26 protein-coding genes are annotated in these 26,913 nt (G+C 65.7%); 13 read left to right on the forward strand and 13 right to left on the reverse strand.

Annotation, left to right across the window (positions count from 1 at the left end):
- Positions 1-84 precede the first annotated feature (84 nt).
- The 5 genes from O9281_RS13215 to O9281_RS13235 are packed head-to-tail and all read left to right on the forward strand — an operon-like array spanning position 85 to position 6,873.
- Positions 85-1,071 carry a metalloregulator ArsR/SmtB family transcription factor gene (locus O9281_RS13215; protein WP_298186960.1) on the forward strand — a complete coding sequence of 329 codons (987 nt, stop codon included), beginning with the start codon at positions 85-87 and terminating at the stop codon, positions 1,069-1,071.
- Positions 1,068-1,982: a methylenetetrahydrofolate reductase gene (metF, locus tag O9281_RS13220; protein ID WP_298186706.1), complete on the forward strand. Its 915-nt coding sequence runs from the start codon at positions 1,068-1,070 to the stop codon at positions 1,980-1,982. The genes O9281_RS13215 and metF overlap by 4 nt, the downstream gene beginning before the upstream one ends.
- A complete protein-coding gene (locus O9281_RS13225) occupies positions 1,979-3,022 on the forward strand; it encodes a homocysteine S-methyltransferase family protein (protein ID WP_298186708.1) in 1,044 nt (347 codons plus the stop codon). Before metF ends, O9281_RS13225 begins: the two co-directional genes overlap by 4 nt.
- A 4-nt stretch (positions 3,023-3,026) precedes the next feature.
- Positions 3,027-5,651: a methionine synthase gene (metH, locus tag O9281_RS13230; protein WP_298186710.1), complete on the forward strand. Its 2,625-nt coding sequence runs from the start codon at positions 3,027-3,029 to the stop codon at positions 5,649-5,651.
- A gap of 37 nt (positions 5,652-5,688) precedes the next feature.
- Complete coding sequence (locus tag O9281_RS13235) at positions 5,689-6,873, forward strand: serine hydrolase (RefSeq protein WP_298186712.1); 1,185 nt, start codon at positions 5,689-5,691, stop codon at positions 6,871-6,873.
- Positions 6,874-6,996: 123 nt separating this feature from the next.
- Here O9281_RS13235 and O9281_RS13240 read toward each other — a convergent pair whose 3' ends face one another.
- The gene (locus tag O9281_RS13240) at positions 6,997-7,596 is read right to left on the reverse strand and encodes a hypothetical protein (protein WP_298186715.1); all 600 of its coding nucleotides are present in this window, start codon (positions 7,594-7,596) and stop codon (positions 6,997-6,999) included.
- A 99-nt stretch (positions 7,597-7,695) separates the two neighbouring features.
- Between O9281_RS13240 and O9281_RS13245 the strand changes: the two genes are divergently transcribed.
- Both O9281_RS13245 and recQ read left to right on the forward strand, forming a co-directional pair.
- On the forward strand, positions 7,696-8,244 hold the full coding sequence (locus O9281_RS13245; protein WP_298186716.1) for a TetR/AcrR family transcriptional regulator: 549 nt from the start codon (positions 7,696-7,698) through the stop codon (positions 8,242-8,244).
- Between the two features lie 10 nt (positions 8,245-8,254).
- On the forward strand, positions 8,255-10,027 hold the full coding sequence (gene recQ, locus O9281_RS13250; RefSeq protein ID WP_298186718.1) for a DNA helicase RecQ: 1,773 nt from the start codon (positions 8,255-8,257) through the stop codon (positions 10,025-10,027).
- 12 nt (positions 10,028-10,039) lie between these two features.
- Here recQ and O9281_RS13255 read toward each other — a convergent pair whose 3' ends face one another.
- Together O9281_RS13255 and O9281_RS13260 are read right to left on the reverse strand one after the other, a co-directional pair.
- Positions 10,040-11,050 carry a TerC family protein gene (locus O9281_RS13255; RefSeq protein WP_298186720.1) on the reverse strand — a complete coding sequence of 337 codons (1,011 nt, stop codon included), beginning with the start codon at positions 11,048-11,050 and terminating at the stop codon, positions 10,040-10,042.
- An 84-nt stretch (positions 11,051-11,134) separates the two neighbouring features.
- A complete protein-coding gene (locus O9281_RS13260) occupies positions 11,135-11,311 on the reverse strand; it encodes a YdcH family protein (RefSeq protein WP_298186722.1) in 177 nt (58 codons plus the stop codon).
- Between the two features lie 302 nt (positions 11,312-11,613).
- On the opposite strand from O9281_RS13260, the gene O9281_RS13265 reads away from it, so the two are divergent.
- From O9281_RS13265 to O9281_RS13280, 4 genes are all read left to right on the forward strand, one after another.
- Positions 11,614-12,522, forward strand: a complete 909-nt coding sequence (locus O9281_RS13265; protein ID WP_298186724.1) for an SPFH domain-containing protein — start codon at positions 11,614-11,616, stop codon at positions 12,520-12,522.
- A gap of 9 nt (positions 12,523-12,531) precedes the next feature.
- Positions 12,532-12,741, forward strand: a complete 210-nt coding sequence (locus O9281_RS13270) for a toxin-antitoxin system HicB family antitoxin (RefSeq protein ID WP_298186727.1) — start codon at positions 12,532-12,534, stop codon at positions 12,739-12,741.
- Positions 12,734-12,988: a hypothetical protein gene (locus tag O9281_RS13275; RefSeq protein WP_298186730.1), complete on the forward strand. Its 255-nt coding sequence runs from the start codon at positions 12,734-12,736 to the stop codon at positions 12,986-12,988. Before O9281_RS13270 ends, O9281_RS13275 begins: the two co-directional genes overlap by 8 nt.
- An 86-nt stretch (positions 12,989-13,074) precedes the next feature.
- The gene (locus tag O9281_RS13280) at positions 13,075-14,031 is read left to right on the forward strand and encodes a right-handed parallel beta-helix repeat-containing protein (protein WP_298186732.1); all 957 of its coding nucleotides are present in this window, start codon (positions 13,075-13,077) and stop codon (positions 14,029-14,031) included.
- On the opposite strand, the gene O9281_RS13285 is transcribed toward O9281_RS13280, so the two are convergent.
- The 5 genes from O9281_RS13285 to rpmG form a co-directional block, all read right to left on the reverse strand.
- Positions 14,028-14,522, reverse strand: coding sequence for a GNAT family N-acetyltransferase (locus O9281_RS13285; RefSeq protein ID WP_298186734.1), 495 nt, complete (start codon positions 14,520-14,522; stop codon positions 14,028-14,030). The genes O9281_RS13280 and O9281_RS13285 overlap by 4 nt on opposite strands.
- Positions 14,523-14,530: 8 nt before the next feature.
- Complete coding sequence (gene ribA, locus O9281_RS13290; RefSeq protein ID WP_298186736.1) at positions 14,531-15,586, reverse strand: GTP cyclohydrolase II; 1,056 nt, start codon at positions 15,584-15,586, stop codon at positions 14,531-14,533.
- The gene (locus O9281_RS13295; RefSeq protein WP_298186739.1) at positions 15,583-16,374 is read right to left on the reverse strand and encodes an exodeoxyribonuclease III; all 792 of its coding nucleotides are present in this window, start codon (positions 16,372-16,374) and stop codon (positions 15,583-15,585) included. The genes ribA and O9281_RS13295 overlap by 4 nt, the downstream gene beginning before the upstream one ends.
- A gap of 436 nt (positions 16,375-16,810) precedes the next feature.
- Positions 16,811-17,452 carry an outer membrane lipoprotein carrier protein LolA gene (locus O9281_RS13300; RefSeq protein WP_298186741.1) on the reverse strand — a complete coding sequence of 214 codons (642 nt, stop codon included), beginning with the start codon at positions 17,450-17,452 and terminating at the stop codon, positions 16,811-16,813.
- Between the two features lie 42 nt (positions 17,453-17,494).
- The gene (gene rpmG, locus O9281_RS13305) at positions 17,495-17,662 is read right to left on the reverse strand and encodes a 50S ribosomal protein L33 (protein ID WP_147089455.1); all 168 of its coding nucleotides are present in this window, start codon (positions 17,660-17,662) and stop codon (positions 17,495-17,497) included.
- Positions 17,663-17,851: 189 nt separating this feature from the next.
- Between rpmG and phhA the strand changes: the two genes are divergently transcribed.
- Entirely contained in the window at positions 17,852-18,793 is a 942-nt protein-coding gene (phhA, locus tag O9281_RS13310) for a phenylalanine 4-monooxygenase (RefSeq protein WP_298186746.1), read from the forward strand.
- 4 nt (positions 18,794-18,797) lie between these two features.
- Here the strand turns inward: phhA and O9281_RS13315 are convergent, their stop codons facing one another.
- From O9281_RS13315 to O9281_RS13325, 3 genes are all read right to left on the reverse strand, one after another.
- Entirely contained in the window at positions 18,798-19,607 is an 810-nt protein-coding gene (locus tag O9281_RS13315) for an undecaprenyl-diphosphate phosphatase (RefSeq protein WP_298186748.1), read from the reverse strand.
- Positions 19,608-19,671: 64 nt separating this feature from the next.
- Entirely contained in the window at positions 19,672-21,801 is a 2,130-nt protein-coding gene (locus tag O9281_RS13320) for a M13 family metallopeptidase (RefSeq protein ID WP_298186751.1), read from the reverse strand.
- 77 nt (positions 21,802-21,878) lie between these two features.
- The gene (locus O9281_RS13325; protein ID WP_298186753.1) at positions 21,879-23,693 is read right to left on the reverse strand and encodes an ABC transporter transmembrane domain-containing protein; all 1,815 of its coding nucleotides are present in this window, start codon (positions 23,691-23,693) and stop codon (positions 21,879-21,881) included.
- Between the two features lie 171 nt (positions 23,694-23,864).
- Between O9281_RS13325 and O9281_RS13330 the strand changes: the two genes are divergently transcribed.
- Complete coding sequence (locus O9281_RS13330; RefSeq protein ID WP_298186755.1) at positions 23,865-25,109, forward strand: polyhydroxyalkanoate depolymerase; 1,245 nt, start codon at positions 23,865-23,867, stop codon at positions 25,107-25,109.
- A 23-nt stretch (positions 25,110-25,132) separates the two neighbouring features.
- Here the strand turns inward: O9281_RS13330 and O9281_RS13335 are convergent, their stop codons facing one another.
- Positions 25,133-25,729: a carboxymuconolactone decarboxylase family protein gene (locus tag O9281_RS13335; RefSeq protein WP_298186758.1), complete on the reverse strand. Its 597-nt coding sequence runs from the start codon at positions 25,727-25,729 to the stop codon at positions 25,133-25,135.
- Complete coding sequence (locus tag O9281_RS13340; protein WP_298186760.1) at positions 25,729-26,913, reverse strand: acetyl-CoA C-acyltransferase; 1,185 nt, start codon at positions 26,911-26,913, stop codon at positions 25,729-25,731. Before O9281_RS13340 ends, O9281_RS13335 begins: the two co-directional genes overlap by 1 nt.

The following is a 26,913-nucleotide window of genomic DNA, read 5'->3' on the forward strand; positions in this document are numbered from 1 at the left end:
TTCTAACCCAGCCAGGCCAAGCTGCCAACCGGGTGCGAATGCGTGGTTGAACAGATATAAAGATTTCTTTATATGATCCCTGCAATGCGGATCGACCCCACCCTTCGCGCGCTGGCTGACCCCACGCGGCTACGGATCATGCGCCTGCTGGCGCATATGGAACTGGCCGTGGGGGAATTGGCACAGGTGCTCGGCCAAAGCCAGCCGCGCGTTTCGCGCCACGTGCGGATTCTGTGCGATGCGGGCCTGGCCGAGCGGCGCAAGGAAGGGTCGTGGGTATTCCTGCGCAGTGCGATTGGTGAGGATCGCGCCCCGCCGCTGGGGGCCGCCGCCGCTCGCCTGCTGACCGTGGCCGAGGAAGGCGATGCCGCCTTTGCCGCGCGCTGCCAGGAGGATCGCCGCCACCTCGCCGCGATCCGCGCTTCGCGCGAGGCCAGTGCGGCCAGCTATTTCGCCCGCCATGCTGCCGAATGGGACACGCTGCGCAGCCTGCATTGCCCCGATGGCCCGGTTGAAGCGGCGCTGGCCGGCGCATTGGGCCCGGCTCCGCTGGGTCACCTGCTTGACGTCGGCACCGGCACCGGGCGGATGGCCGAACTGTTCGCGCCCAATGCCGAACATGTGACCGGGCTCGACAATAGCCCGGAAATGCTTCGCATTGCCCGCGCCCGCCTGCAGCACCGCCCGGCCGATTCGTTTGACCTGGTCCAGGGCGATTTCGCCGCCCTGCCCTTTGCCGAGGCCAGCTTTGACACGGTGCTGTTCCACCAGGTGCTGCACTATGCCCAGGCCCCCGAGATCGTGCTGGCCGAAGCCGCCCGGGTAACCCGGCCCGGCGGCACGCTGGCGGTCGTCGATTTTGCCGCGCACGACCGCGAAGAGCTGCGCACGGCCCACGCCCATGCGCGCCTTGGCTTTACCGATGAACAGATGCTCGGCCTGCTCAGCGATGCCGGATTCGTGCCCGCCGCGCCGATTGCGCTGCCTGGCCAACCTTTGACCGTGAAGATCTGGACCGCCCGGCGGATCGTCACGCCCGCCACTACACCAACAAAGGCCACTACCCGATGAACCTGGACAGCGAAGCCCGCCGCGCCCACGCCTCGCCGCTGTTTGCCGGGCTGCCCGGGGACATCGGCGTCTCGTTCGAATTCTTCCCGCCCAAGACGGAGAAGATGGAAGAGACGCTGTGGGAGTCGATCGTGACCCTCGCCCCGCTGACGCCGCGGTTCGTGTCGGTCACTTATGGCGCGGGCGGCACCACCCGCGAGCGCACGCACAACACCGTCGCCCGGATCGTGCGCGAAACCGGTATTCCCGCCGCAGCGCACCTGACCTGCGTCGATGCCACCAGGGACGAGATCGCCGAGATCGCCGATGCCTATTGGCAGGCCGGGGTGCGCCACATCGTTGCCCTGCGCGGGGATCCGCCGGGCGGCGCGGCCCGGTTCGAGCCGCACACCCAGGGCTATGCCAATGCGGTGGAGCTGGTCGCAGGCCTCAGACAGCAGCACCCCTTCGAACTGTCGGTCAGCGCCTATCCCGAAACGCATCCCGATGCCGCCAGTCCGGCGGCCGATCTCGACAACCTGAAGCGTAAGCTCGATGCCGGGGCCAGCCGCGCGATCACCCAGTTCTTCTTCGAACCCGATACCTTCTTCCGCTTTCAGGATGCCTGCCTCGCGGCCGGGATCGATGCCGAGATCGTGCCGGGGATCATGCCGGTGACCAATTTCGCCGCGATACAGCGGATGAGCGGGATGACCGGCACTGCCGTGCCGGACTGGCTCGGCCACCTGTTCGAAGGGCTGGATGAAAAGCCCGCCGCCCGGCAACTGGTCGCCGCCACTGTCGCCGCCGAATTCTGCCGCCGGCTCTATGCGGGCGGCGTGCGCAATTTCCACTTCTACACCCTCAACCGCGCCGAGCTGTCCTATGCGATCTGCCACCTGCTCGGCCTGCGTCCGGAGACAACCACATGACCCCGCGCGAACAGTTCCTGGCCGAGGCGGCCAAGCGCATCCTGATCATCGACGGGGCCTTCGGAACCGAAATCCAGCAGCGCAAGCTGACCGAGGCCGACTATGCCGGTTCGCTGGGCCTCTCCAAGGACCAGAAGGGCAATAACGATATCCTGGCGATCACCCGGCCAGACGTGCCCGAGGCAATCCACCGCGCCTATTTCGAGGCCGGGGCCGATATTGCCGAAACCAACACCTTCTCCGCCAACCGGATCAGCCAGGCCGATTATGGCGCCGAGCATCTCGTGCGCGAAATCAACGTCGAGAGCGCCCGCCTCGCCCGCCGCGTGGCCGACGAGTTCGCCACCGATGGTCGCCCGCGCTTCGTTGCCGGCGCCATCGGGCCGACCAACAAGACCCTGTCGCTCTCGCCCGATGTGAATGATCCAGGCTTCCGCGAGATCGGCTGGGACGAGCTGGTCGATGTCTATCGCGAACAGGCTGCCGCCCTGGTCGAGGGCGGCGCCGATTTCATCCTGATCGAGACGGTGTTCGACACGCTCAATGCCAAGGCCGGGATCATGGCCGTCCGCGAGGTGGAGCGCGATTTGGGCCGCGAAGTGCCGATCATGCTGTCGATGACGCTGACCGACCTGTCGGGCCGCAACCTCTCGGGCCATACGGTCGAGGCGTTCTGGTATGCCGTGCGCCATGCCCGGCCGCTGACCATCGGGCTCAACTGCTCGTTCGGCGCGACCCAGCTGCGCCCGCACGTCCGCGCGCTGAGCGCAATCGCCGACGCCGCGATCATGGTCTATCCCAACGCCGGCCTGCCCAACGAGCTGGGCCAGTACGACGAGCTGCCGGAAGAGACCGCCGCGCTGGTCAAGGAATGGGCCGCGGCCGGTCAGGTCAACGTGCTGGGCGGCTGCTGCGGCTCCACCCCGGCGCACATCGCCGCGATTGCCCGGGCAGCCAAGAGCCTGCCCCCGCGCGTCATCCCGCAGCTGGACGCGGTGACGCGGCTGGCTGGCCTTGAACCCTTCGTGATGGCGGCCTGATCTCATGAATGCCCAGTCTTCCGCCCGTTTCGTCAATGTCGGCGAGCGCACCAACGTCACCGGCTCGGCCGCCTTCAAGAAGCTGATCCTGGCGGGCGACTATGCCAAGGCGGTCGAAGTCGCGCGCCAGCAGGTCGAGAACGGCGCCCAGGTGATCGACGTCAACATGGACGAGGGGCTGCTCGACGCGGTCCATGCCATGACCACCTTCCTCAAGCTGATCGCGGCCGAACCCGACATCGCCCGCGTGCCGGTGATGATCGACAGCTCCAAGTGGGAGGTGATCGAGGCCGGCTTGAAGTGTGTTTCGGGCAAACCGATCGTCAATTCTATCTCGATGAAGGAAGGCGAGGAGCCGTTCCTGGAGCAAGCCCGCAAGTGCATGGACTATGGCGCGGCCGTGGTCGTCATGGCCTTTGACGAAAAGGGCCAGGCCGACACCAAGGACCGCAAGGTCGAAATCTGCGAGCGCGCCTACAAGCTGCTGACCGGGATCGGTTTTCCGCCCGAGGACATCATCTTCGATCCCAACGTCTTCGCCGTGGCGACGGGGATCGAGGAGCACAACAATTACGGCGTCGACTTCATCGAGGCCGTACGCGAGATCCGCCAGCGCTGCCCGCACGTGCACTTCAGCGGCGGGCTTTCGAACCTCTCGTTCTCGTTCCGTGGCAACGAGCCGGTGCGCCGGGCGATGCATTCGATCTTCCTCTACCACGCGATCCCGGCAGGGCTCGACATGGCGATCGTCAATGCCGGGCAACTAGACGTCTATGACACGATCGACCCGGCGCTGCGCGAAGCTTGCGAGGACGTGATCCTCAACCGCGATCCCGGCGCCACCGAACGCCTGATCACCCTCGCCGAAAGTTTCAAGGGCACCGACGCCAAGGCCGAAAAGGAAGCCGAGGAGTGGCGTGGGTGGGACGTGACCCGCCGGATCGAGCATGCCCTGGTCAAGGGCATCGACGCCCATATCGTCGAGGACACCGAGGAAGCCCGCGCGGCGATCTTCGCCAAGGGCGGTCGCCCGATCGAAGTGATCGAAGGCCCGCTGATGGATGGCATGAACACGGTTGGCGACCTGTTCGGTTCGGGCAAGATGTTCCTGCCCCAGGTGGTCAAGTCTGCCCGCGTGATGAAGAAGGCCGTGGCCCACCTGATCCCCTTCATCGAGGCGGAAAAGACCCTGCTTGGCACCGAGGCCCAGTCCAAGGGCCGGATCGTCATGGCGACCGTGAAGGGCGACGTCCACGATATCGGCAAGAACATCGTCGGCGTGGTCCTGCAGTGCAATGGCTACGAGGTGATCGACCTCGGCGTAATGGTGCCGTGGTCGAAGATCATCGAGACGGCGATTGCCGAAAAGGCCGACATGATCGGCCTGTCGGGCCTGATCACCCCCAGCCTCGACGAGATGGTTACCGTGGCCGAGGAAATGGAGCGGGCCGGCCTGTCGATCCCGCTGCTGATCGGCGGGGCGACCACCAGCAGGCTCCACACCGCGCTGAAGATCGACCCCGCCTATACCGGCCCGGTGATTCACGTGCTCGACGCCAGCCGCGCGGTAGGCGTGGCCAGCCAGCTCCTGTCCGATACCCAGCGCGATGGCTTTGTCGAAAGCACGGCCGCGGATTACCAGCACATGCGCGATGTGCGCGCCGGCAAGGAGCCGACCGTGCTGCTGAGCCTGGAAGACGCGCGCGCCAATGCCTTCCGGGCCGACTTCTCGGACAAGCCGATGCCGCCCGAACAGCCCGGACTGCACATGTTCGACGACTGGGACCTGGCGGACCTGGTCGGCTGTTTCGACTGGACCCCGTTCTTCCGTGCCTGGGAACTGGCCGGCAATTTCCCGGCGATCCTCGATGACGAGGTGGTCGGCGAAAGTGCGACCGCGCTCTACAACGATGCCATCGCCATGCTGGAGAAGATCGTCGGCGAGAAGTGGCTGACCGCCAAGGGCGTCTGCGGGTTCTGGCCCTGCGCGCGGGATGGCGACGATGTTGAACTGTACCTGACCGAGGAAGAACGCCACGTCCGCCTGCCGTTCCTGCGCCAGCAGATCCGCAAGAGCCGCGACCGGGCGAACTATTGCCTCGCGGACTTCATCGATCCCGATGGTGACTGGATCGGCGGCTTTGCCGTGGGCATCCACGGAATCGAACCGCACCTCGAACGGTTCCGCGCTGCGCACGACGACTATTCGGACATCCTGCTGAAGGCCCTCGCCGACCGCTTTGCCGAGGCCTTTGCCGAGCGGCTGCACCAGCACGTCCGCACCACGCTGTGGGGCTATGCGCCGGGCGAGCAGCTGACCAACGAGGCGCTGATCCGCGAGGAATACCGCGGCATCCGCCCGGCCCCCGGCTATCCGGCCTGCCCCGATCACAGCCTGAAGCCGATCCTGTTCGACCTGCTGGATGCCCCCGCCAATGCCGGGCTGACCCTGACCGAAAGCTTCGCCATGCTGCCGACAGCGGCGGTTTCGGGCTTCTACTTCGCGCACCCGCAAAGCGAATACTTCGGCGTAGCCCGGATCGGCCGCGACCAGGTAGAAGACTATGCCGCCCGGCGCGGGACGGACCTCGCCACGACCGAACGCTGGTTAAGGCCGAACCTGGACTGAGGCTCGACAGCGGCGGCAAAGCGGTTAGGCTTGGGGCATGCGCCTCCTCCCCTTGCTGCTCGCCCTGCTGCCGCTCCCCGCATACGCCCAGCCCGCAACGGTCGCGGTCGAGTTCGATCGCCAGACGATCCGGCCCGTGCTCGCCGAAGGCCTGGCCGACCGTGCCACCGGCCGCTCTGTGACAGCGGACGATCCGGTGCGGATCGCCTCGATCTCCAAACTGGTCACGGCGCTCGGCGTGATGCGACTGGTCGATCAGGGGAAACTCAACCTCGACCGCGACGTTTCGGACTATCTCGGCTGGCCACTGCGCAATCCCGAGTTCCCCGACAGACAAATTACCCTGCGCCAGCTGCTCAGCCATCAGGCCAGCCTGCTTGACGGGGGCGAGCTCTACATCATCCCGGCTGACATGACCCTGCGCGAGCGGCTGGCCGATCCGGCGATGTGGGACAACGCACATGGACCAGGTTTTGGCTGGTTTGCCTATAGCAACATCAATTTCCCGGTGGTGGCGAGCGTGATGGAGCGCGTCACCGGCGAGCGCTTTGACGTGCTGATGAGCCGCCTGGTGCTGAAGCCACTCAAACTCGACGCCTGCTTCAACTGGGGCGCGGGCTGTTCGGCCGATGCCTTCCGCCGCGCGGCGATCCTCTATCGCGCCAGCGGCGAAGTCGCCCGCGACGACTTGAAGGGCCAGCCGCCGCTCTGCCCGGTGGTGGCTGGCAAGGACGGTTCGTGCGATCTGTCGCGCTATCGGCCGGGGGCCAACGGCGCGCTGTTCAGCCCGCAGGGCGGCTTGCGCATTGCGATGAACGACCTAGCCCGGATCGGCCAGATGCTGGCGCGCGGCGGCAAGGGGTTCCTGTCCGCCCGCTCATTCCGGGAGCTGACCCGCGCCCAGTGGCAGGCTGGACCCGGGAAAGGCGGAATCGGTGAGTACGGTGAAACCAACGGCTTCTTCTGCGCCTATGGCCTTGGCCTGCACCGGATCGGCAGCGGGGCGAACGGATGCAAGGACGACCTGTTCGGCGATGCCACGCTGCGCCTGGGCCATTCGGGCGAGGCCTATGGCCTGCGCTCTGGCCTGTGGTGGGATCCGCGGACCGGGCGGGGCCTGGTCTTTTTCACCAGCGCGGTACCGAATGACGAGCCGACCGGCCGCTCCGCCTTTTCCCGGCGCGAGGAGGCGGTTGTGGAGCAATCGAAGGGCCGCAAATAGCAGGCTCCCTCACGGCCAGAAGGGCGGTTCCGCCTTCTTCACCGCAGCGCTCCTGATACCCGAACAGAGGGGAACAGGCGGTCTGGTTCGCGCGGGAAGAAGGCGTGGAGGATCGGGCGGACATCACTGTCCGGTCGGTTTGACCAGCAGGGCTCGCCCCGCCGCAATCCACCAGACCACCTGTCCAGCCGACAGCAACAGCATGGCATGGACATGGGGATTGAAGGCCCCGCTCAGCACCCATGCCACCGGCATGAGGCCAGCAAAGGGGCTGAACAGTTTGAGTGCGCGGTGCCGCGCGGGTAAGGCCAGGCCATTGCAGGCCATGGCGAGGCCCATGAAGGCCACATAGCCGCGATCGCAAGCCCGGTTCAGGGCCACGCCCAGCCTGCCTGCTTCCTCGCTCAGTTCAAAGCCAGCCGGCGTGATCCAGCCACTGGTCAGCCCGGCGATGCAGACCAGCACGACCGCCAGCAGGTTGCAGCATAGCGCAAACCGGACCAGCGGTCGGTCCAGCCCGAGCCATTCGCCCAGAGCCCAGCAGCCCAGCAACAGCACCGGCATGAGGCCGACCCCCAGCGTGTGCGTGATCGCATTGATGCCCCAGGGGCCGATCAGCGGTGCATGATCGCCGCGCGTGGGGTGGATCAAAAAGACCAGCACGTTCAGCAAGCCCACAGCGATCAGGGCCCAACCTCCTGCGGTGCGATTGGCGGCGGACATGACATTCTCCGGCAAGACAAGGTGATGCCATTGTTCTAGGATGTCTTTTTGAGCCGGGGCAGCCGCTGTTCCCGGACAATTGCAAGGCCATGTCCGATAATGCCGATCGATCGCCGCGCCGTGGCCACCCGCAACCGCATCGGCGAGGCCTTTCTGCGGTTGGGCGGGATGCGGGCCATCGAGGCGATCCGGGTGGAAGACCTGGCGCGCGAGGCCGGAATCGCCCGCTCCACTTTCTATGCCCATTTCAAGGGCCTGGACGACTATATGGCGCGCAGTTTTGCCGCCATGCTTGAAGCACTTGCTTCGCGCGGTGCCGGAGAACGGATCTTGCCCGTCGAGGCAATCGTCAGTCATGTCACCGCTGTGGGTGAGGGCGCGCACCGGCTTGCCCGGCATCGGCATTTCCCGCGCATGCTCAGCGAGGGCGAGCGGGCCTTGCGGCGGGTTGCCGAACTGCGCCTCGCGGCCCGGTGCCCGTTGCTTGATGCGACCGAACGGTCGGCCATGGCGACGATGCTGGCCGCCGGTTTCCTCGCCCTGCTGCGGGACTGGATGGAGGATCCACACGGGCGCAACCCACAGGAAATCCCAAAACGGTTCGAAACCCTCGAGGTGCGGCTGGTCGGCGAAGCTCCTGTTCGCTAGGCGCGGGCAGGTGACCCGCGACGCCCTGCTTGACCACTTGCACAGCACTTTCGGTTTCAGCGCCTTTCGCGGGGTGCAGGAGCAGGTGGTGGGCCGCGTGCTGGCCGGACAATCGACCCTGGCGGTAATGCCAACCGGCGCGGGCAAGTCGCTGACCTATCAGCTGCCCGCGGTGATGCTGCCGGGGACCTGCGTGGTGATCTCGCCTCTGATCGCGCTGATGCATGACCAGCTGCGCGCGGCGAGCGCCAATGGCATCCGCGCCGCCAGCCTGACCAGCGCCGATCTGGACCGCGAGGCAACGATCGACCGGTTCCGCGCCGGTGAGCTCGACCTGCTTTATGTCGCGCCCGAACGCGCCAGCCAGCCGCACTTCCGCGAACTGCTGGGCAAGGCGGAGCTGAGCCTCTTCGCCATCGACGAAGCCCATTGCGTGTCGGAATGGGGCCACGATTTCCGGCCCGACTACCGCGCCTTGCGCCCGCTGATGGACGCCTTCGCCGATGTCCCGCGCCTGGCGCTGACCGCCACGGCCGATGCCCATACCCGCGCCGATGTGCTGGCCCAGCTGGGCATCCCCGCCGATGGGCTGATCGTCGCCGGGTTCGACCGGCCCAACATCCGCTATGCGATCCGCCATCGCGACAGCCCGGTGCAGCAGCTGAAAAGCCTGATGGCCGAGCAACCCGGCCCCGGCATTGTCTATGCCCCGACCCGCAAGAAGGTGGAGGAACTGGCCGAGAAGCTGGCCGCGGCCACGGGCCGCGCGGTGCTGCCCTATCACGCCGGGCTGGACCCGGCGGTGCGCGCCGCCAACCAGGCGGCTTTCGTCGCCAGCGAGGACATGGTGATGGTGGCAACCGTCGCCTTCGGCATGGGGATCGACAAGCCCGACGTGCGGTTCGTCGCCCATGCCGGGATCCCCAAGTCGATCGAGGGCTATTACCAGGAAACCGGCCGCGCGGGGCGCGACGGGGACGCCGCGTTGGCGCTGATGCTATGGGCAGCGGAAGACTTTGCCCGCGCCCGGATGCGGCTGGGTGAAGTGGAAGAGGCGCGGCGCGAGGGCGAACGGGCCCGGCTCGATGCCCTGGCCGCGCTGGTGGAAACCGCGGGGTGCCGACGCGCGCTGCTGTTGCGGCACTTTGGCGAGGACCCACCGCAAGCCTGCGGCAATTGCGACAACTGCCTCGATGCGCCGGGCGTCCATGATGCCACCGAACTGGCCCGCAAGCTGCTGTCAGCGGTCTATCGCACGGGCCAGACCTATGGCTTCGGCCATGTCGAGAAGGTGCTGACCGGCAGCAGCGACGAGCGCGTGCTGGCCCGTGGCCATGATCAGTTGTCGGTGTTCGGGATTGTCGGTTCGGATGAGGCGGCGCTGCTCAAGCCGCTGGTCCGCGCTCTTCAGGCCCGCGGCGCGCTGGTTCCGACCGAGCATGGCGGCCTGGCACTGGGCGGGGATGCCCGGTCGATCCTGAAAGGCGATGCGGCGGTGCTGGTGGCGCTGCCACTGCGCACCGGTCGCAAGGCACGGCGCGACAAGTCAGGTGGCAGCAATCCGGTCGGCAATCCGCTGTTCGAAGCGCTCCGGGCGCTTCGCCGCGATCTGGCAGCAGAGGCGGGCATCCCGCCTTACGTGATCTTTCACGATGCCACCCTGCGCGAGATGGCTATGGCCCGCCCCGCCGACCTGGCCCAGCTGGGCGAGATCGGCGGGGTTGGAGCGCGCAAGCTGGCGGCTTATGGCGAGGCGTTCCTCGCCGTCATCCGCCAGTATTGACGAGGCGGCCGATCAGGGCCGGATCTCGTCGTGGGGGATGTGCGGCGCGGCATCCTCGCCATGGCGGGTCTTCCACAGCGAGTAGAACACCCCGCCCGCGATCAGCGCCGCAGTGACACCCAGGCTCAGCACCGGCGGGAACTTTTCGCCGCCCATCACGAAGTCGGCGATGAAGATCTTCGAGCCGATGAACACCAGCACCGAAGCCAGCGCATACTTCAGGTAATAGAAGCGGTGCACCATAGCCGAGAGCGCGAAGTACAGCGCCCGCAGGCCCAGGATCGCCATGATGTTGCTGGTATAGACGATGAAGGTGTCGGTGGTGATCGCGAAGATCGCCGGCACCGAATCGACCGCGAAGACCAGATCTGCAAGGTTGATCACGACCAGCGCCACGAACAGCGGGGTCACGGCGGTGACCAGCTTGCCGGTCTTCTCGTCCGGCACCTTCACGAAGAAGTGCTGATCATGCAGCTGCGGTGTGACCCGCATATGGCTGGAAATCCAGCGCACCACCGGGTTCTTCGAGACATCGGGATCGTGATCGCCCGCGAAGAACATCTTGATCCCTGTGAAGATCAGGAAGGCGGCGAAGATGTAGAGCACCCAATAGGCCTGCTCGACCAGGGCCGCGCCAAGCCCGATCATGATGCCGCGCAGCACGATCACTGCCAGAATGCCCCACAGCAGCGCGCGATACTGATACTTCGGCGGGATCGCGAAAAAAGTGAAGATCAGGCTGATCACGAAGACATTGTCGATCGACAGCGCCTTCTCGATGAAGAAGCCCGTATAGTACTTCATCCCCAGATCGGCGCCCTTCTCGATCCACACCCAGACCCCGAAGGCCAGGGCGATCGAAATGTAGAAGACCGAAAGCTTGAGCGATTCGGCGATGCCCATCTCGCGATCTTCCTTGTGCAGGATGCCAAGGTCGAAGACGGTCAGCGCGATGACGATGCCGATGAACGCCAGCCAGAACCACACGGGGGTTCCCAGCCAGTCTGCGGTCAGAAATTCCATCGTTTAAAGCCCCTGTAAAAAAGCAAGGCGCCGGCGCGAGGGGTTAGCCCGCTCCGGCGCGAGTGTAGTAAGATCGCGCTGCCGTTATGCAGCAGCCCGCGGGCGGCGCAACAGGCGCGTGATCCGGTCCTTGATCGCCAGCTTGAGTTTCGTGAGGCGCGCGATCTCGAACGGATCGGCTGCACGGCGATGTTGCGCCAGGCGCAGGGCATCGTCGAGCTTCTGGTGACGCTCCATCAAGCGGAATACACGATCGGACATGACATATGCTCCCTTTCGAACGGATGCTGTTCGATCGGATGCGCCGAGCCGGAGCCCAGTATCTTGGGATGGGGGGACAAGAGTCCGGACCCTGGCATCGGCGTCATCCGATGCGGTCCGACATCACGCAAGCGCCCTGGCTGGGAAGGGGGATGGTGCCAGTGCGCCGCGCCAGAGGGGCCCGGTCCCGCAGGAATGTTTTTAAGAGTGATTCGTTCCGATTTCAAGTCCCCTTTTTGCGATCGGTTGACTCTATGCCGAATCACGATATTAATGTGATATCAGTTTATAGGGGAAATTCGATGTCCGATACCCATGCGCGCATGAATTCCAGCCGCGAAGTGCGCGCCTGGAGCACCAGCGGATACCTGATCTTCATCGCCTTCCTGGCATTGCTGACCCTTACCGCCTGGCGGATCATCGCCTTTGCCGGCAGCCAGCCGGATGACAGCGAGGTGTTCGGCTTTGTCGTTTCGACCGGCCTGATGGCGATCGCCCTGGTGATCCTGGCCAGCGGTTTCTACATGATCCAGCCCAATCAAGCCGCCGCAATCACCCTGTTCGGGGCCTATCGCGGCACCGATCGCAGCGAAGGACTACGTTGGGTCTGGCCGTGGATGGGCAAGACCAAGATCTCCGTCCGGGCCAACAACGAGATTTCGGAAAAGCTCAAGGTCAACGACCTGCGCGGCAACCCGATCGAGATCGCCACCAACGTGGTCTGGCGCGTGGCCGACACGGCCCAGGCGCTGTACGATGTCGATGATTACAAGGCCTTCGTCGAAGTCCAGATCGAGGCTGCCGTCCGCTCGATCGGCTCGCGCTATCCCTATGACGATATCGAGCACCAGGAGGTGACCCTGCGCGGCAGCCACGACGAGGTGAACGCCGAACTGCTGGCCGAGCTCAACCACCGCCTGCGCGTGGCCGGCATCGCAGTGGACGATTGCGGCCTGACCCACCTGGCCTATGCCCCCGAGATTGCCGGGGCCATGCTGCGCCGCCAGCAGGCCGAAGCCGTGATCAGCGCCCGCAAGAAGCTGGTCGAAGGCGCGGTGACCATGGTCGAGATGGCACTGACCCAGCTGAGCGAGAAGGGCGTGGTCCATCTCGACGACGAGCGCCGGGCGGCCATGGTATCGAACCTGATGGTCGTGCTGTGCGGTGAACGCGATACCCAGCCGGTGGTCAACGCAGGCAGCCTGTACTGACCTGCAGCCATGGCTGGCCCACCCAAGAAATCCTTTCCCCTGCGGCTCGATCCGGCGCTCTACGCGGCGCTGGAAAGGGCCGCAGCGGCCGATTTCCGCTCGGTCAACGCCCAGGTGGAAGTGCTGCTGCGCGAGGCCCTGGCCCGGCGCGGGATCAAGCTGACCCCGGCTGAGCCGCCGCGCCGGGGACGGCCACCAAAGGAGCAAGACAATGCGTGAAGATCGAAACGACGGTGCCTGGTTTGCACCCAAGCGGCTGGGCTATGGCGCGGGCCTGCCGATCGCCTGGCAGGGCTGGGCCTTGCTGGTCGGTCACATGGCCGTAATGCTGAGCGGGGTCTGGCTGTTGCAGCCCCAACCGGCCGCCGTGATGGCCTGGGTCTTCATCACGGCCCTGCTGCCGATGCCGCTCTACGCGGCCAAGACGCGCGGTGGCTGGAGATGGCGAGGTCCCGGCGGATCGTGAAAGACTCCCGTTGGCTCCTGCTCCGATCCGGGACGGGAGCAAAGGACTTTACCCTAGCTTGATAACCCGGTGCTATTCCTGCCCGCATGGATAGCCCCACCCGCCCCATGCTTGCTGCGACCACGCTGGTGGCCCTTGCCGCCCTTACGCTTCCCCCGGCCCGCGCCCAGGGCAATGCGCCATTCATCGTGACCGAGACCGGGCAGAGCTTTACCCGGTTGGCCGAAGCGGTGAACGCCATCGGCGATGGCAGCGGCACCATTGTCATTGCCCCCGGCCGCTACCGCGACTGCGCCGTGCAGAGCGCGGGCGAGATCCGCTACGTCGCCACCCAGCCAGGCCAGGCCGTGTTCGATGGCGGCGCCTGCGAAGGCAAGGGTACACTGGTCCTGCGCGGCCGGGCGGCCAGCGTTGAAGGGCTGGTCTTCGCCAATGTTCGCGTGCCCGATTTCAATGGCGCGGGGATCCGGCTGGAAAAGGGCAACCTGACCGTATCGCAAAGCTGGTTCCGCGACAGCCAGCAGGGCATTCTGGCGGGGGTGGATACCGCCAGCACGATCACCATCGACAAGTCGACCTTCACCCGCCTCGGCACCTGCGAAGGGCCGGGCGGCTGCGCCCATTCGATCTACATCGGCGATTATGGCGCACTCTCGGTCACCCGCAGCCGCTTCGAACAGGGGCGCGGCGGGCACTATGCGAAAAGTCGCTCGGCCCGGGTCGAGATCGTCGGCAACAGCTTTGACGATTCGGCCGGGCGCGGCACCAATTACATGATCGACCTGCCCGGCGGCGCCTCGGGCCGGATCGCGAACAACTGGTTCGTGCAAGGGGCGGACAAGGAAAACTGGTCCGCCTTCATCACCGTCGCGCCAGAGGGCAAGCAGTACAGCTCCGCCGGGCTGGTGATAGAGGGCAACGACGCCCGCTTCTCCCCCGGCGTCAGCCGCACCAGCACCTTCGTTGCCAACTGGACCGACGACCCGGTGCAGATCGGCACAAACCGCCTGGCACCGGGGTTGAAAGTGGAAGACCGGCGCTAACCGAATGCGGGAGCGTAGCGTAACGTGCCCTGCGGCGCTGTGCCGGACAAGACCTGAGCCCGGAAGAACTGCGCATCGTGCTCGGCCAAGGGAGCGAGGCCGGGAATGATCGCGAAGCCGAAGCGCTCGTAATAAGCCGGGTTGCCGACGACGGCGACGCCGCGCGCACCTTGCTCCTGCAAAGCCGCAATCCCCGTTCGGATCAGCGCCGAGCCGATCCCCTGCAGCTGAACCTCGGGCGAGACCGAGACCGGCGCCATCTGGAACCAGCCGCAGTCAGCACCATCGATCGTTACCGGACTGAAGCCAATATGGCCGCCGATCTCGTCAGCTGCGGTCACGGCAACCAGCGACAGCACCAGATCGCCCGCGCCGCGCAAGGCATCAACCAGATCGGGTTCGCTGCCATCGCTGAACCACATCGGTGCGAAGGCGCGGCGGACCAGATCATGGATGGCGGCCTGATCCTGCGGCTCTTCGCGTCGGATCATTGGCGGGCTCACAGCAGGATATGCCCGGTCCGGTCGCGCTTGGTATCGAGGTAGCGGGCGTTGTGCGGATTGGGCGGCAGCTGGTGGGGCACGCGTTCGCCCACGGTCACCCCGGCGGCGGATAGTGCCTCAACCTTCGCGGGATTGTTGGTCATCAGCCGGATCGGGCCGACGCCCAGCAGATGCAGCATCCGGGCCGCAACGGGGAAATCGCGCGCCTCGGTCGGCAGACCCAGCCGGTTGTTGGCATCAACCGTGTCGAACCCCTGGTCCTGCAGCTGATAGGCCCGCAGCTTGTTGACGAGACCGATCCCCCGCCCTTCCTGCCGCAGGTAGAGCAGCACGCCCCAGCCGCCGGTCCTGGCTTCCTCCGCCATGGCGCGCAGCGCAGCATCGAGCTGCGGCCCGCAATCGCATTTGAGGCTGCCGAGGATGTCGCCGGTCAGGCATTCGGAATGGAGCCGCACCAGCGGTGGCCGGTCGGCATTCTGCTGGCCGATCACCAGCGCGACGTGTTCGCGCAGGTCATCGGCCGAACGGAAGGCCACGATCTCCGCATCCTCGGCCGCCGCCACCGGCAGTCGGGCGCGGGTAGCGATGGCGAGATGGCGCGGATCGCTGAACTCTGCGAGATCGCCGGAAGACACGGCCTGCGCCTCACCGGCACCGTCGGGATCGACCAGGAAAGCCGGCAGGATGCCCGCCAGGCGCGCGAGCGCCAGCGCCGTCTCGGCAGCCCGCCCATGCTCGATATGCTCGGCCGCGAAAGGGCCCTTCATGGGCCAGTTGAGGTCTTCCGCCGGATCGGCCAGCACGCGCGCGGCGGGCAACGTGAAGGGTTCGGCCGCGCGGATCAGCACCGGGGCTTCGGGTACGGCAGCCTCGCGCTGATTGGCCAGCTTGAGCGTGGCGGCGCGCGCTGCGGAAATCAGCAGGCGCGGCGCACTGGCACCGGGGGCAAAGCCGGTTTCGGCCGGCAGCAGGCGCAGCACCCCGTCGACCTCGATCGGCCAGCCATGGCGCAAGGCGTCAAGCGCCAGGGCAACACGGCGGGTGGCTCTCAAAGCGCAAACTCCGTGATCAGCGGCACGTGGTCACTCGGCTGTTCCCAGCGGCGGGTTTCCTCGACGAAGCGGTGGCTGACCGACTGGGCGGCAAGCTCGGGCGAAGCCCACATGTGATCGAGCCGGCGGCCGCGATCCTTGTCCTGCCAGAAGGTGCGATAGGACCACCAGGTCCAGTTGCGTTCCGGCGCGGGGATATGCTTGCGGCCCAGATCTACCCAGCCATGGGCGTCGCGGAAGCGGTAGAGCTCCTCAATCTCGATCGGCGTGTGGCTGACCACCTTGATCAGCGCCTTGTGATCGTAAACGTCGCAATCGAGCGGGGCGATGTTGAAATCGCCGACGATCAGAGTCGGCCGGTCCAGCTTGTCCGCCCAGTGCGTCATCCGCTCCAGGAAGTCGAGCTTCTGACCGAACTTGGCGTTCTGGTCGCGGTCCGGAATGTCTCCTCCGGCGGGGATATAGACATTCTCGACCACCAGCCCTTGCCCGACGCCAAGCAGTTCCACCCCGATATGCCGCGCCTCGCCATTGGCCTGCCAATCGTGCCGGTCCAGCTCGCGCAGGGGAATGCGACTGACCGTAGCAACGCCGTGATAGCCCTTCTGCCCGTTGACCACCCGGTGGGCATAGCCAGCCGCTTCGAACACGTCGTGCGGGAACAGGTGTTCGGCACACTTGATCTCTTGCAGGCACAGAACGTCCGGCCCCTGTTCGGACAGGAACCGCACCACCTGATCGGCGCGCAGACGGACGGAATTGATGTTCCAGGTGGCAATCGAAACCATGGGGCTGGCTTTAGGTGTGATGCGACAGGGCGGCAAGGGTAGTGCACAATCGCCAGCAAAGGCTTTTCGCGCTCCAGATTGGCTCAGGCCGGAGCGAAAATGGTAGATGCGGAGAACCGGCGCGCAGCGACCATCAAGGTCGTGAGCACCGGAAGCGCAGGCGGCTGCCATTTGCAGCCCGGCATCAGCCGATCTGGTAGCGAAAAGGAAAACCCCCGGTCCGGGGGCATTGGACCGGGGGCTCCTTGGTGCGTTCGTCACGCTGTTGACGTTGCGGCCCTTACAGGAGGCTTGGGCAACAGGGGGGAAACCCGCCTCAGGCCGCGCCGTCGAGAACCGTTCTAGGCCCTTGCGGCTTGCTGGCCCATGAACAATCGCAAGGTTCGCGGTGCAGTTCATCGCAGCCAGCGCACATTCCGCGCCGGGCCGTTTCCGGTCATCGACGAGTGGGCGAGCGGGGGTCGTTGAAGCGGAAGGTGTTGTCGGGGACGGCCAGTCCGTATTGCTGATTCGAAAGCGTGACGATGGTCCGCCGCTTCTGCGAATCGAGCGCCGCCCAGCTGGAAAGTTCCAGCCCGCCCGGTACGCCGGCCTTGCGCACGAAGACCAGGGTGATCACGCCATATTCGGGCCGCGCCTTGTCGCGCACCTCGATGCTGACGATCCGGTCGCTGCCGGTCGGCATCACGCGGCCATACTTGCCGACATCGCGATTCGGATCGAGCAGCGCGCCCAGTGGACTGTTCCGGATCGGCCAGCGCTGGACCTGGCGAACTTCGTAATCGACAAAGGTCAGCGCGCTGCCGTCCGAGACGATCAGCATCGGCACGCCTTTTTCGTACTGGAAACGAATCCGCCCTGGCCGCTTCAGGGTCAGCACGCCCTTGATCTGCTGGCCATTCGGATCGGACTGGACGAAATCGGCGCGCATCGTGGAGATGGCGCGAAGTGCGGTCACCGCACTGGCCAGATCGGCCGAATCCTGGGCTGCGGCAGGTACTGCGACAGAGGCAGAAACGACAAGCGCCGCCGAAACGGCGGCACTTGCAAGCGATCGAAAGGTAAAGTGCAAATTCATGGCTGGGCGACTAGCCGCTGCGCCGTGAACAAGCCTTGAACCTTACTTGATCTTGGCTTCCTTGAACTCGACATGCTTGCGCACGACGGGATCGTACTTCTTGAACACCATCTTCTCGGTGGTGTTGCGCGGGTTCTTCTTGGTGACATAGAAGAAACCGGTATCGGCGGTGGAAACCAGCCGGATCTTGACGGTTGCGGGCTTCGCCATGGCGTACGTCCTGTTCTCTAAACGATTCGGCCCGAAAGCCGCAAAAACCAAGCGGGCGGCCGCGCGGCCGCCCTTCACGGAGCGGGCCATTGGCCCAGAAGCCCCGGAAAGTCAAGGCGCGCAGGCCCCACAATTGCGGCAGGCAATTGCAGCGACGAGGCTTCGCTGCTAGAAGTTGCAAACGAAACTATGTCCCAGACCGCAACCCTCGCTCCCGAAGACTTTGCCCGGCTGCCCGACCCGGGCCCGGACGTGTTCACCGCCCCGCTCCAGCGCCCCGCCCATGTCGGCGAGGACTGGCTCGAACCGGTCCAGCGCCAATATACGGCCGAAGAGCATGGGATCTGGGACGACCTGTTCGCCCGGCAGATGCAGGTTCTGCCCGGCCGCGCCGCCAGCGCCTTCATGGCCGGGCTCGACCGGCTGGACCTTGGCCGGGGGGGTGTGCCGGACTTCGCACGGATGTCGGAAGACCTGGGCAAGCTGACCGGCTGGTCGGTGGTGCCGGTGCCGATGCTGATCCCCGATCACGTGTTCTTCTGGCACCTCGCCAACCGCCGCTTCCCGGCCGGCAATTTCATCCGCACGCGCGAGACCTTCGACTACATCCAGGAACCTGACGTGTTCCACGATGTGTTCGGCCACGTGCCGATGCTGACCGACCCGGTCTTTGCCGACTACATGCAGGAATATGGCCGCGCCGGGTGGAAGGCGATGCGCTATAACCGGCTGAAGGCGCTGGGCGCGCTCTACTGGTACACGGTGGAATTCGGGCTGATCCTCGAGGCGGAAGGCCTGCGGGCCTATGGCGCGGGGATCCTCTCCGGCCCGACCGAGACGGTCTTTTCGGTCGAGGCGCAAAGCCCCAACCGGATCATGCTCAACGTCGACCGGGTGATGCGCACCGATTACGTGATCGACGATCTGCAGCCGACCTATTTCGTGATCGAGAGCTTTGGCGAGCTCTATCACGACACCGTCGATCGCGATTTCGACCGGCTCTACCGCTCGCTCGGCCCCGGATTCACCTATGCCAATTCGGCGGTGATCGACGTCGACGACGTGCTCCATCGCGGCACGCAGGAATATGCCCTGCGCGGCGGGCGGGGATCGGGCGCGAAACCGGTCTGAGCGCCTAGCGGCTGAGCAGCCAGATCGCGAAGATCCCCAGCACGATCCGGTACCAGGCGAAGGGGGCAAAGCCCGCGCGGCTCACGAAGGCGACCAGCGCCCGAACCACGGCCAGGGCCACCACGAAGGCGGTGACGAAGCCCACGCCGATTTCGGCCCAGCCGACCGGGCCGGTGCCGGCCATCAGCGCCGCCCGATTGTCCCACAATTGCAGGCTGGTGGCCCCCATCATGGTGGGCACCGCCAGGAAGAAGCTGAACTCGGCGGCGGTGCGTCGCTCGATCCCCATGGCCAGGGCGCCCATGATCGTCGCGCCGCTGCGGCTGACGCCGGGGACCATGGCGAGGCACTGGATCAACCCGACGCCCAGCGCCTGGCGCGCGGGCAATTGCGAGACGCCGCTCGCCGGGCCGGGCTTGGCGACCTTTTCAATCGCCAGGATCGCGATCCCGCCCAGCAACAGCGCCCAGGCCACCACCAGCGGGCTGCCCAACATCTGGTTGATCTGGTCCTTGAACAGGAAGCCCAGCACCGCGGCTGGCAGGAACCCCAGCAGGATGTTGCGGACGAAGGCCACGCTTTCCGGCCGCCATTTGAGCAGGCCGAGCCCAACGGCCCAGAACGTGCGCCAGTACAGCACCACCACCGCCAGCACCGCGCCCAGCTGGATCGCCACGGTGAACACCTTCCAGGTGGCCGGGTCATAACCGAACAGTTCGGTCGCCAGGATCAGGTGCCCGGTCGAGGAGACCGGCAGGAACTCGGTCAGCCCTTCGACGATACCGAGCAGGATGGCGGTAAGGATGGTGTCCATGGCCCGCCGATCAACGCGGCGGGCGCGGCCAAGTCAAGCCGCACCCGCCGGTTATGGCAAGTTTTTACCAGATCCGGACGCGCTGTTCCGGCGGCAGGTACATCTTGTCGCCCGGCTGGACGTTGAAGGCCTTGTACCATTCGTCGAAGTTCCGGACCACGCCGAGGATCCGGTACATGCCCGGCGAGTGCGGGCCGGTCTGCAGCTGGCGGCGCAGCGCGGCTTCGCGGAACTTGGTGCGCCACACCTGGGCCCAGGCCATGAAGAAGCGCTGGTCGCCGGTGAAGCCGTCGATCACCGGAGCCTCCTTGCCGCCAAGCGAGAGCTTGTAGGCGCGGTAGGCCAGGCTCAACCCGCCCACGTCGCCAATGTTCTCACCCAGCGAAAGCCGACCATTGATGCAGGTCTTGCCATCGTCGAGCGGGCAGAGCTTGCTGTACTGATCGGCCAATGCCCCGGTCAGCTTTTCGAAATTGGCCTTGTCCTGCGGGGTCCACCAGTCGCGCAGGTTGCCATCGCCGTCGCTCTTCGAACCCTGGTCGTCGAAGCCGTGGCCGATCTCGTGACCGATCACCGCACCGATCGCGCCATAGTTCACCGCATCATCGGCGCTCAGCGCGAAGAAGGGCGGCTGCAGGATGCCGGCCGGGAACACGATCTCGTTGCCCGAGGGGTTGTAATAGGCATTCACCGTCTGCGGGGTCATGAACCATTCGGTCCGGTCCACCGGCTTGCCCAGCCGCTGGACGCGGTCGGCCTGGAACCAGCGGGCGGCGGCTTCGGCATTGGCAAAGGCGCTGTCCGGGGTGACGTTGAGGCCCTTGTAGTCCTTGTACTTGTCCGGATGGCCGATCTTCAGCGAGAAGGCATCAAGCTTGGCCTTGGCAGCAACCTTGGTTTCCGGGCCCATCCAGGTCAGGTTTTCAAGGTTGTAGGCCATGGCGGTCCGCAGATTGCCGACCAGCTTGTCCATTGCCGCCTTGTGGGTGGCGGGGAAATGCCGTTCGACATAGAGCTTGCCAGTCAGCTCGCCCAGGGTGCCCTCGGTCGCGCTGAGTGCGCGCTTCCAGCGCGGGCGCTGTTCGGGCTGGCCGCCCAGGAACTTGTTGTAAAAGTTGAACTGCGCTTCGTCGAAACGCTTGGGCAGCACGGCAGCGCGGCCCGAAACATACATCACCGACATCCAGGCCTTCCAGGCCTCGATCGGCTCGCTGGCAATCAGCTTGGCCAGCGCCGGTACCCCGCCACCCAGCTTGGCAGCCATTTCCGGGGTATACTTGGCGGCTTCCAGTTCTTCCTTGGTCGGCGGCAGCTGCGCGACGATGATGTCCTTGGCCTGGCCCACGCCCAGCGCATCCATCGCCGTCTTCAGCGGAACGTTGGGCGCCAGCGCGAGGAATTCGGCGACCGGCATCTTGTTGTAGGTCAGGTCGCGGTTGCGGCCGAGCGCACGATCCCAGTTCTGGGCGGCCATCTTCTTCTCAAGCTCGAAGATCATGTTGGCCGTTGCGGCCGGATCGCCATAGCCCAGTTCGCCCGCCACGAAGGTCAGGTATTCCTTGTACTTGGTGACGATCTCCTGGTTGCGGGGATTGTCGACCAGGTAATAGTCGCGGTCAGGCAGGCCAAGCTGGGCCTGGCTGGCATAGAGCGCGTTGACTCGGCTGTCCTTGGCATCGGGCGAAACCCCCATGCCGACGGGCGAAGGGATCCCCGGCATGACAAACAGCTTGGCCAGATCGGTAGTGGTGCGGGCGGCCTTGATCCGGTTCAGGGTCGGCTGGGTGGGCTTCAGCCCGGCCTGCTCAATGGCATCGGTGTTCATGTAGGCATTGAACACGGCGGCAATCCGCGCCTCGTCGCTGCCCGGCTTGTGCTGGCCCTTGGCGATTTCCTCGATGATCGCCTTCATCCGAGCTTCGGACAGGTCAGCGAGTTCAACGAACGAGCCGAAGATGCTGCGATCGGCCGGGATCTCGTAGGTGTCCAGCCACTTGCCGTTGACGTAGCGGTTGAAATCGTCGCCCGGCTTGACCGAGACGTCCATGTAAGGGGTCTGGATGCCCCAGCCCCAGTCCGCGGCAGGCTTGGCCGCCTGGGCCGCGGGTGCGGCGGTGGTCTGGGCCAGCGCGGGCGTGCCGCAGGTCAGGGCCACCGAGCTGGCGGCAAGCAGGATCGAAGCGCGAAGATTCATGGCAAGTCCCCGAATATGATGTTCTATGGGACGGCCTGATAAGGTCTTGCGCGCGCGCGGGAAATGCGGACCTTGTGCTATTTGACGGGTTCGCTTGACGGTTCGTCGAATTGCAGCGCGGCCAGCCGGGCATAAAGCCCGCCAGCCCGGCTGAGCGCCTCGTGGGTGCCCTGTTCGACAATGCCGCCCTTCTCCATCACCACGATCCGGTCGGCCGCGCGCACCGTGGCGAGGCGGTGGGCGATCACCAGCGTGGTGCGGCTGGCCATCAGCCGGTCGAGCGCCTGCTGAACCAGCCGTTCGCTTTCGGCATCGAGGGCCGAAGTGGCCTCATCCAGCAGCAGGATCGGCGCATCGCGCAGCAGCGCGCGGGCAATCGCCATGCGCTGGCGCTGCCCACCCGAAAGGCGCGCCCCGCCCTCGCCCAGGTAGGTGTCCAGCCCCTCGGGCAGTTCACGGAGGAATTCGGCGGCATTGGCGGCTTCGGCGGCCTGCCAGATCGCCGCGTCTCCCGCCTCCCAATTGCCATAGCGCAGGTTGTCGCGGGCCGAGGCGGCGAACAGGATCCCTTCCTGCGGCACCAGCGCCATGTTGCGGCGGATCGTGGCCGGATCGACCGCGGTCAGCGGCACGCCATCAAGCTTCACCGTGCCGGCCTGGGGATCGTAGAACCGCTCAGCCAGCTGAAACAGGGTGGACTTGCCCGCACCCGAAGGGCCGACGATCGCCACAGTCTCACCGGGTTCGATGGTCAGCGAAAAGTCGGCCAGGGCCGAAACCTCGGGCCGGGTCGGATAGCGGAAGGTGACCTTCTCGAAGGCCAGCTTGCCGCGCACCGGCGAGGGGAGCTGGAGTGGCCGGGCCGGCATGGCGATGGTCGGCTTCTCGTTGAGCAATTCGTTGAGGCGACTAGCTGCGCCCGCGCCGCGCAGCAGGTCGCCATAGACCTCGGTCAGGGCGCCAAAGGCCCCGGCCACCAGACCGCCGGTCAGCACGAAGGCGGCGATGGTGCCACCGCTGATCGTGCCTTCGGCGACCCCGATCGCGCCTTCCCACATCAGCATGGTAATCGCCCCGAACACCAGCATGATGATGATCGCCGTCATCGCCGCGCGCAGCAGGATGCGGCGCTTGGCGGTGGCAAAGGTAGCCTCCACCGCGCTGGCGAAGCGCGCGGCCTCGCGCTCTTCCTGGTTGAAGGCCTGGACGATCTTCATCGCCCCCAGCACTTCGGCCACCATCGAGCCGACATCGGCCACCCGGTCCTGGCTGGAGCGCGAGACATTGCGCAGCCGCCGTCCGAACCAGACGATCGGCAGGACGATCAGCGGAATTGCGATGACCAGCGCCAGGGTCAGCCTAGGGGCCAGGGTGAACAGGTAGGCCACCCCGCCGATGCCCATGATCGTGTTACGCAGCGCCACCGAAACCGTAGTGCCGACCACCTGCTCGATCAGCGCGGTGTCGGACGTCATCCGGCTGGAAATCTCGTTCGGGCTGTTCTCCTCGAAGAAGCCGGGCGCCATGCGCAGCAGGTTGGCCTGCACCTGCAGCCGGATATCGGCCACCACCCGTTCGCCCAGCCAGGACACGAAATAGAACCGCAGCGCCGTGCCGATCGCGAGGGCCAGCACGATCAGCAGCAGGTACTGGAACCAGCGCCCGATGTCCTCGGGATTGCCCCCGGCGGCAAAGCCCCGGTCGATGATCAGCTTGAAGCCCGACGGGATCGCCAGCGTTGCCCCGGCGGTGATCATCAGCGCGAGACCAGCCATGGCCAGCTGCGTCGGATAGGCCAAGGCTGCGCGCCAGATCATCCGCAGCGGCCCCAGTGAACGGGCCGGCTTGGGTTCGGGGGCGGCAGCGGCAGTCTGATCGGGTAGGGAAGCCATAGCCTGCGGCCCTAGCGCAGCGAGGTTTAAGTAGCAAATCCGAACTTATTTTGCAGGCGCGAAAGGACTGCACCGAAATATTGCATTGCAACATGGAACGAATGGGAGCAGTTTGGCCTTAACAGTCCGGACATCCATTCAACCGGGGCCGGCGCGCAGGGGATCGTCGCTTTGCTCTACACCGCTTACGAACTGCAACGCTCGTGGCTGAATGCCGCCAGCACCTGGGCCTCGGTCGGGGCTGACCTGTTGTCGAATCCGGCCCTGCCGTTCGGCTATTCGGGCCTTGGTCCGGTCATGGCCTCGGCGCTGGAAGTCTTCGCCCATGCCTCGGCCCCCTATGGCAAGCCGGCGTTCGACATCGAGTCAGTCGAGGTCGATGGCACGAGCTATCCGGTGACCGAGGCGATCGTGATGCACCGCCCCTTCGGCAACCTGCTGCGCTTCAGCCATCCGGGCCTGCCCGCCGATGCTCCGCGCCTGCTGATCGTCGCGCCGATGAGCGGCCACTTCGCCACCCTGCTTCGCGGCACGGTCGCCCGCATGGTCGAAAATTGCGAAGTGTTCATCACCGACTGGGCCGATGCCAAGACCGTGCCGCTCGAGGCTGGCCGCTTCGATCTGGACGATTACATCGACTACCTGATCGGCTTCCTTGAGCACATCGGGCCGAACGCCCACATGCTGGCGGTGTGCCAGCCCTCGGTCCCGGCGTTGGCGGCCACTGCCCTGCTGGCCGGGCGCAAGCACCCTTGCCGCCCGCTGACCCTGACTATGATGGGCGGCCCGGTCGACACGCGCGAGGCGCCGACCTCGGTCAACGATCTGGCCATGCAGCGCCCGCTCGAATGGTTCAAGCACACCGTCATCGCCACGGTGCCATTGCAGTATCCGGGGGCTGGGCGGCGGGTCTATCCCGGCTTCCTGCAGCTGGCCGGGTTCATGTCCATGAACCTGGGCAACCACATGCTGAGCCATTACCACATGTTCAAGCACCTGGTCGCAGGTGACGGCGAAAGCGCCGAGGCGACCAAGGCCTTCTATGACGAGTATCGCGCGGTCTGCGACATGGATGCGGATTATTACCTGCAAACGATCGAACAGGTGTTCCAGCGCCAGTCACTTGCCCAGGGTGAATTCATGCACCGCGGCGAGCGGGTGGACCTGGGCGCGATCAAGGACACCGCGCTGCTGGCGGTCGAGGGTGAGCGCGACGACATTTCCGGGATCGGCCAGACCCGCGCCGCGCTGAAGCTGGCGGTCAACCTGCCCGAGAGCCGCAAGCGCTATCACCTGGCGCCGGAAGTAGGCCACTACGGGATCTTCAACGGCAGCAAGTGGCGCAACCAGATCGCGCCGGTGCTGGAAGACTGGATCAAGCAGCACGACAAGCCGCGGCTCAAAGTCGCAGCCTGAGGCTAGGGCCGATCAGCCGGGCCTTACCCGGCCCGGCGGTCCAGTTCGGGATCGAGTTCCTGACCCGGATCGAGCTGCACCCCGAAGCTGTTCAGCATCATCGAGACCTGGGTATACTGGCCCACGGTCATCACCAGATCCATCTGCTGCTTCTGGCTGAGGAAGGACAGGGCGGCCCAGCTGGCATCGGAAACGTGGAAATCGCGGGTGAGATCATCGGTCGCGCGCAGCATGGCGCGGTCAGCCTCGTTCCATGATGGATCGTCCGGCCCGGCCTTGATCGCCTCGATCTCTGCCTCGGTCAGCCCGGCATCGAGGCCGATGCGGGTGTGCTGGGTGAATTCATAGCCCGAACCGCAATTGAACCCGGTACGCAGGATCACGAGCTCGCGCTCGCGCTCAGCCAGGCTGTTGCGGCGCGAGAGAATGTAGCCGCCCCAGGCGAGAAAGGCGGTCAGCGCCTTGGGCGCGTGGACCAGGGTGCGAAAGATGTTGAGGACAGCCCCTTCGGACTTCGTCACATCCCGCGCGACCCCGGCAAAGACGGCCAGAGCCTCGCGCTGCTCGTCGTCGATCCTATCGAGATCGACGGGGGCAATGCGAGGCTCCGACAGCCGCATCAGAACACCTCGAACAGGCCGGCAGCACCCTGGCCGCCGCCGATGCACATGGTGACCACGGCATACTTGGCGCCGCGGCGCTTGCCTTCGATCAGGGCGTGGCCGGTGCAGCGCGCACCGGTCATGCCGAAGGGGTGGCCGATCGAGATCGAGCCACCGTTGACGTTGAGCAGCTCGTCAGGAATGCCCAGCTTGTCGCGGCAATAGAGCACCTGGACGGCGAAGGCCTCGTTCAGTTCCCACAGGCCGATGTCGTCCATCTTCAGGTTGAAGCGCTCGAGCAGCTTGGGGATCGCGAAGACCGGGCCGATGCCCATTTCATCGGGTTCGGTACCGGCCACAGCCATGCCGACATAGCGGCCCAGCGGGGTCAGGCCGCGCTTTTCGGCAACCTTGGCTTCCATCACGACGCAGGCCGACGAACCGTCGGACAGCTGGCTGGCATTGCCCGCGGTGATCACGCCGCCATCGCCCATCACCGGCTTCAGGCTGGCCAGTCCTTCCAGCGTGGTGTCGGGACGGTTGCAATCGTCCTTGGTGGCGGTGACTTCCTGGTAGGAGACTTCCTTGGTCTCCTTGTTGACTACGGCCATGGTGGCGGTGCAGGCCACGATTTCATCGTCGAACTTGCCGGCGGCCTGGGCAGCGGCGGTGCGCTGCTGCGACTGGAGCGAGTATTCATCCTGATATTCGCGAGTGATGCCATAACGCTTGGCCACCACTTCGGCCGTGCCGATCATCGGCATGTAGATGTGCGGATGCATTTCCAGCAGCTCGCGATCCGGCTCGACGAACATCTTGCCGCTGCCGACCACCTTGGAGATGCTTTCGACGCCGCCGGCGACGCAGATGTCCATGTTGTCGACCAGGATCTGCTTGGCCGCCGTGGCGATGGTCATCAGGCCCGAGGAGCACTGGCGATCGATCGTCATGGCCGGGACCGACACCGGCAGGCCGGCACGCAGCGCGGCGAGGCGCGCAACGTTGCCGCCGGTCGACCCCTGCTGGACGGCGGTGCCCATGATCACGTCATCGACTTCGGCCCCGGCAAGACCCGCACGCTCGACAGCGGCCTTGATCGACCAGGCGCCGAGCGTTGCACCGGTGGTGGTGTTGAAAGCGCCGCGCGCCGCCTTGGTCAGCGGGGTACGGGCGGTGGAAACGATGACTGCATCACGAGACAT

This window comes from Novosphingobium sp. (assembly GCF_027531025.1).
GTDB lineage: Bacteria > Pseudomonadota > Alphaproteobacteria > Sphingomonadales > Sphingomonadaceae > Novosphingobium.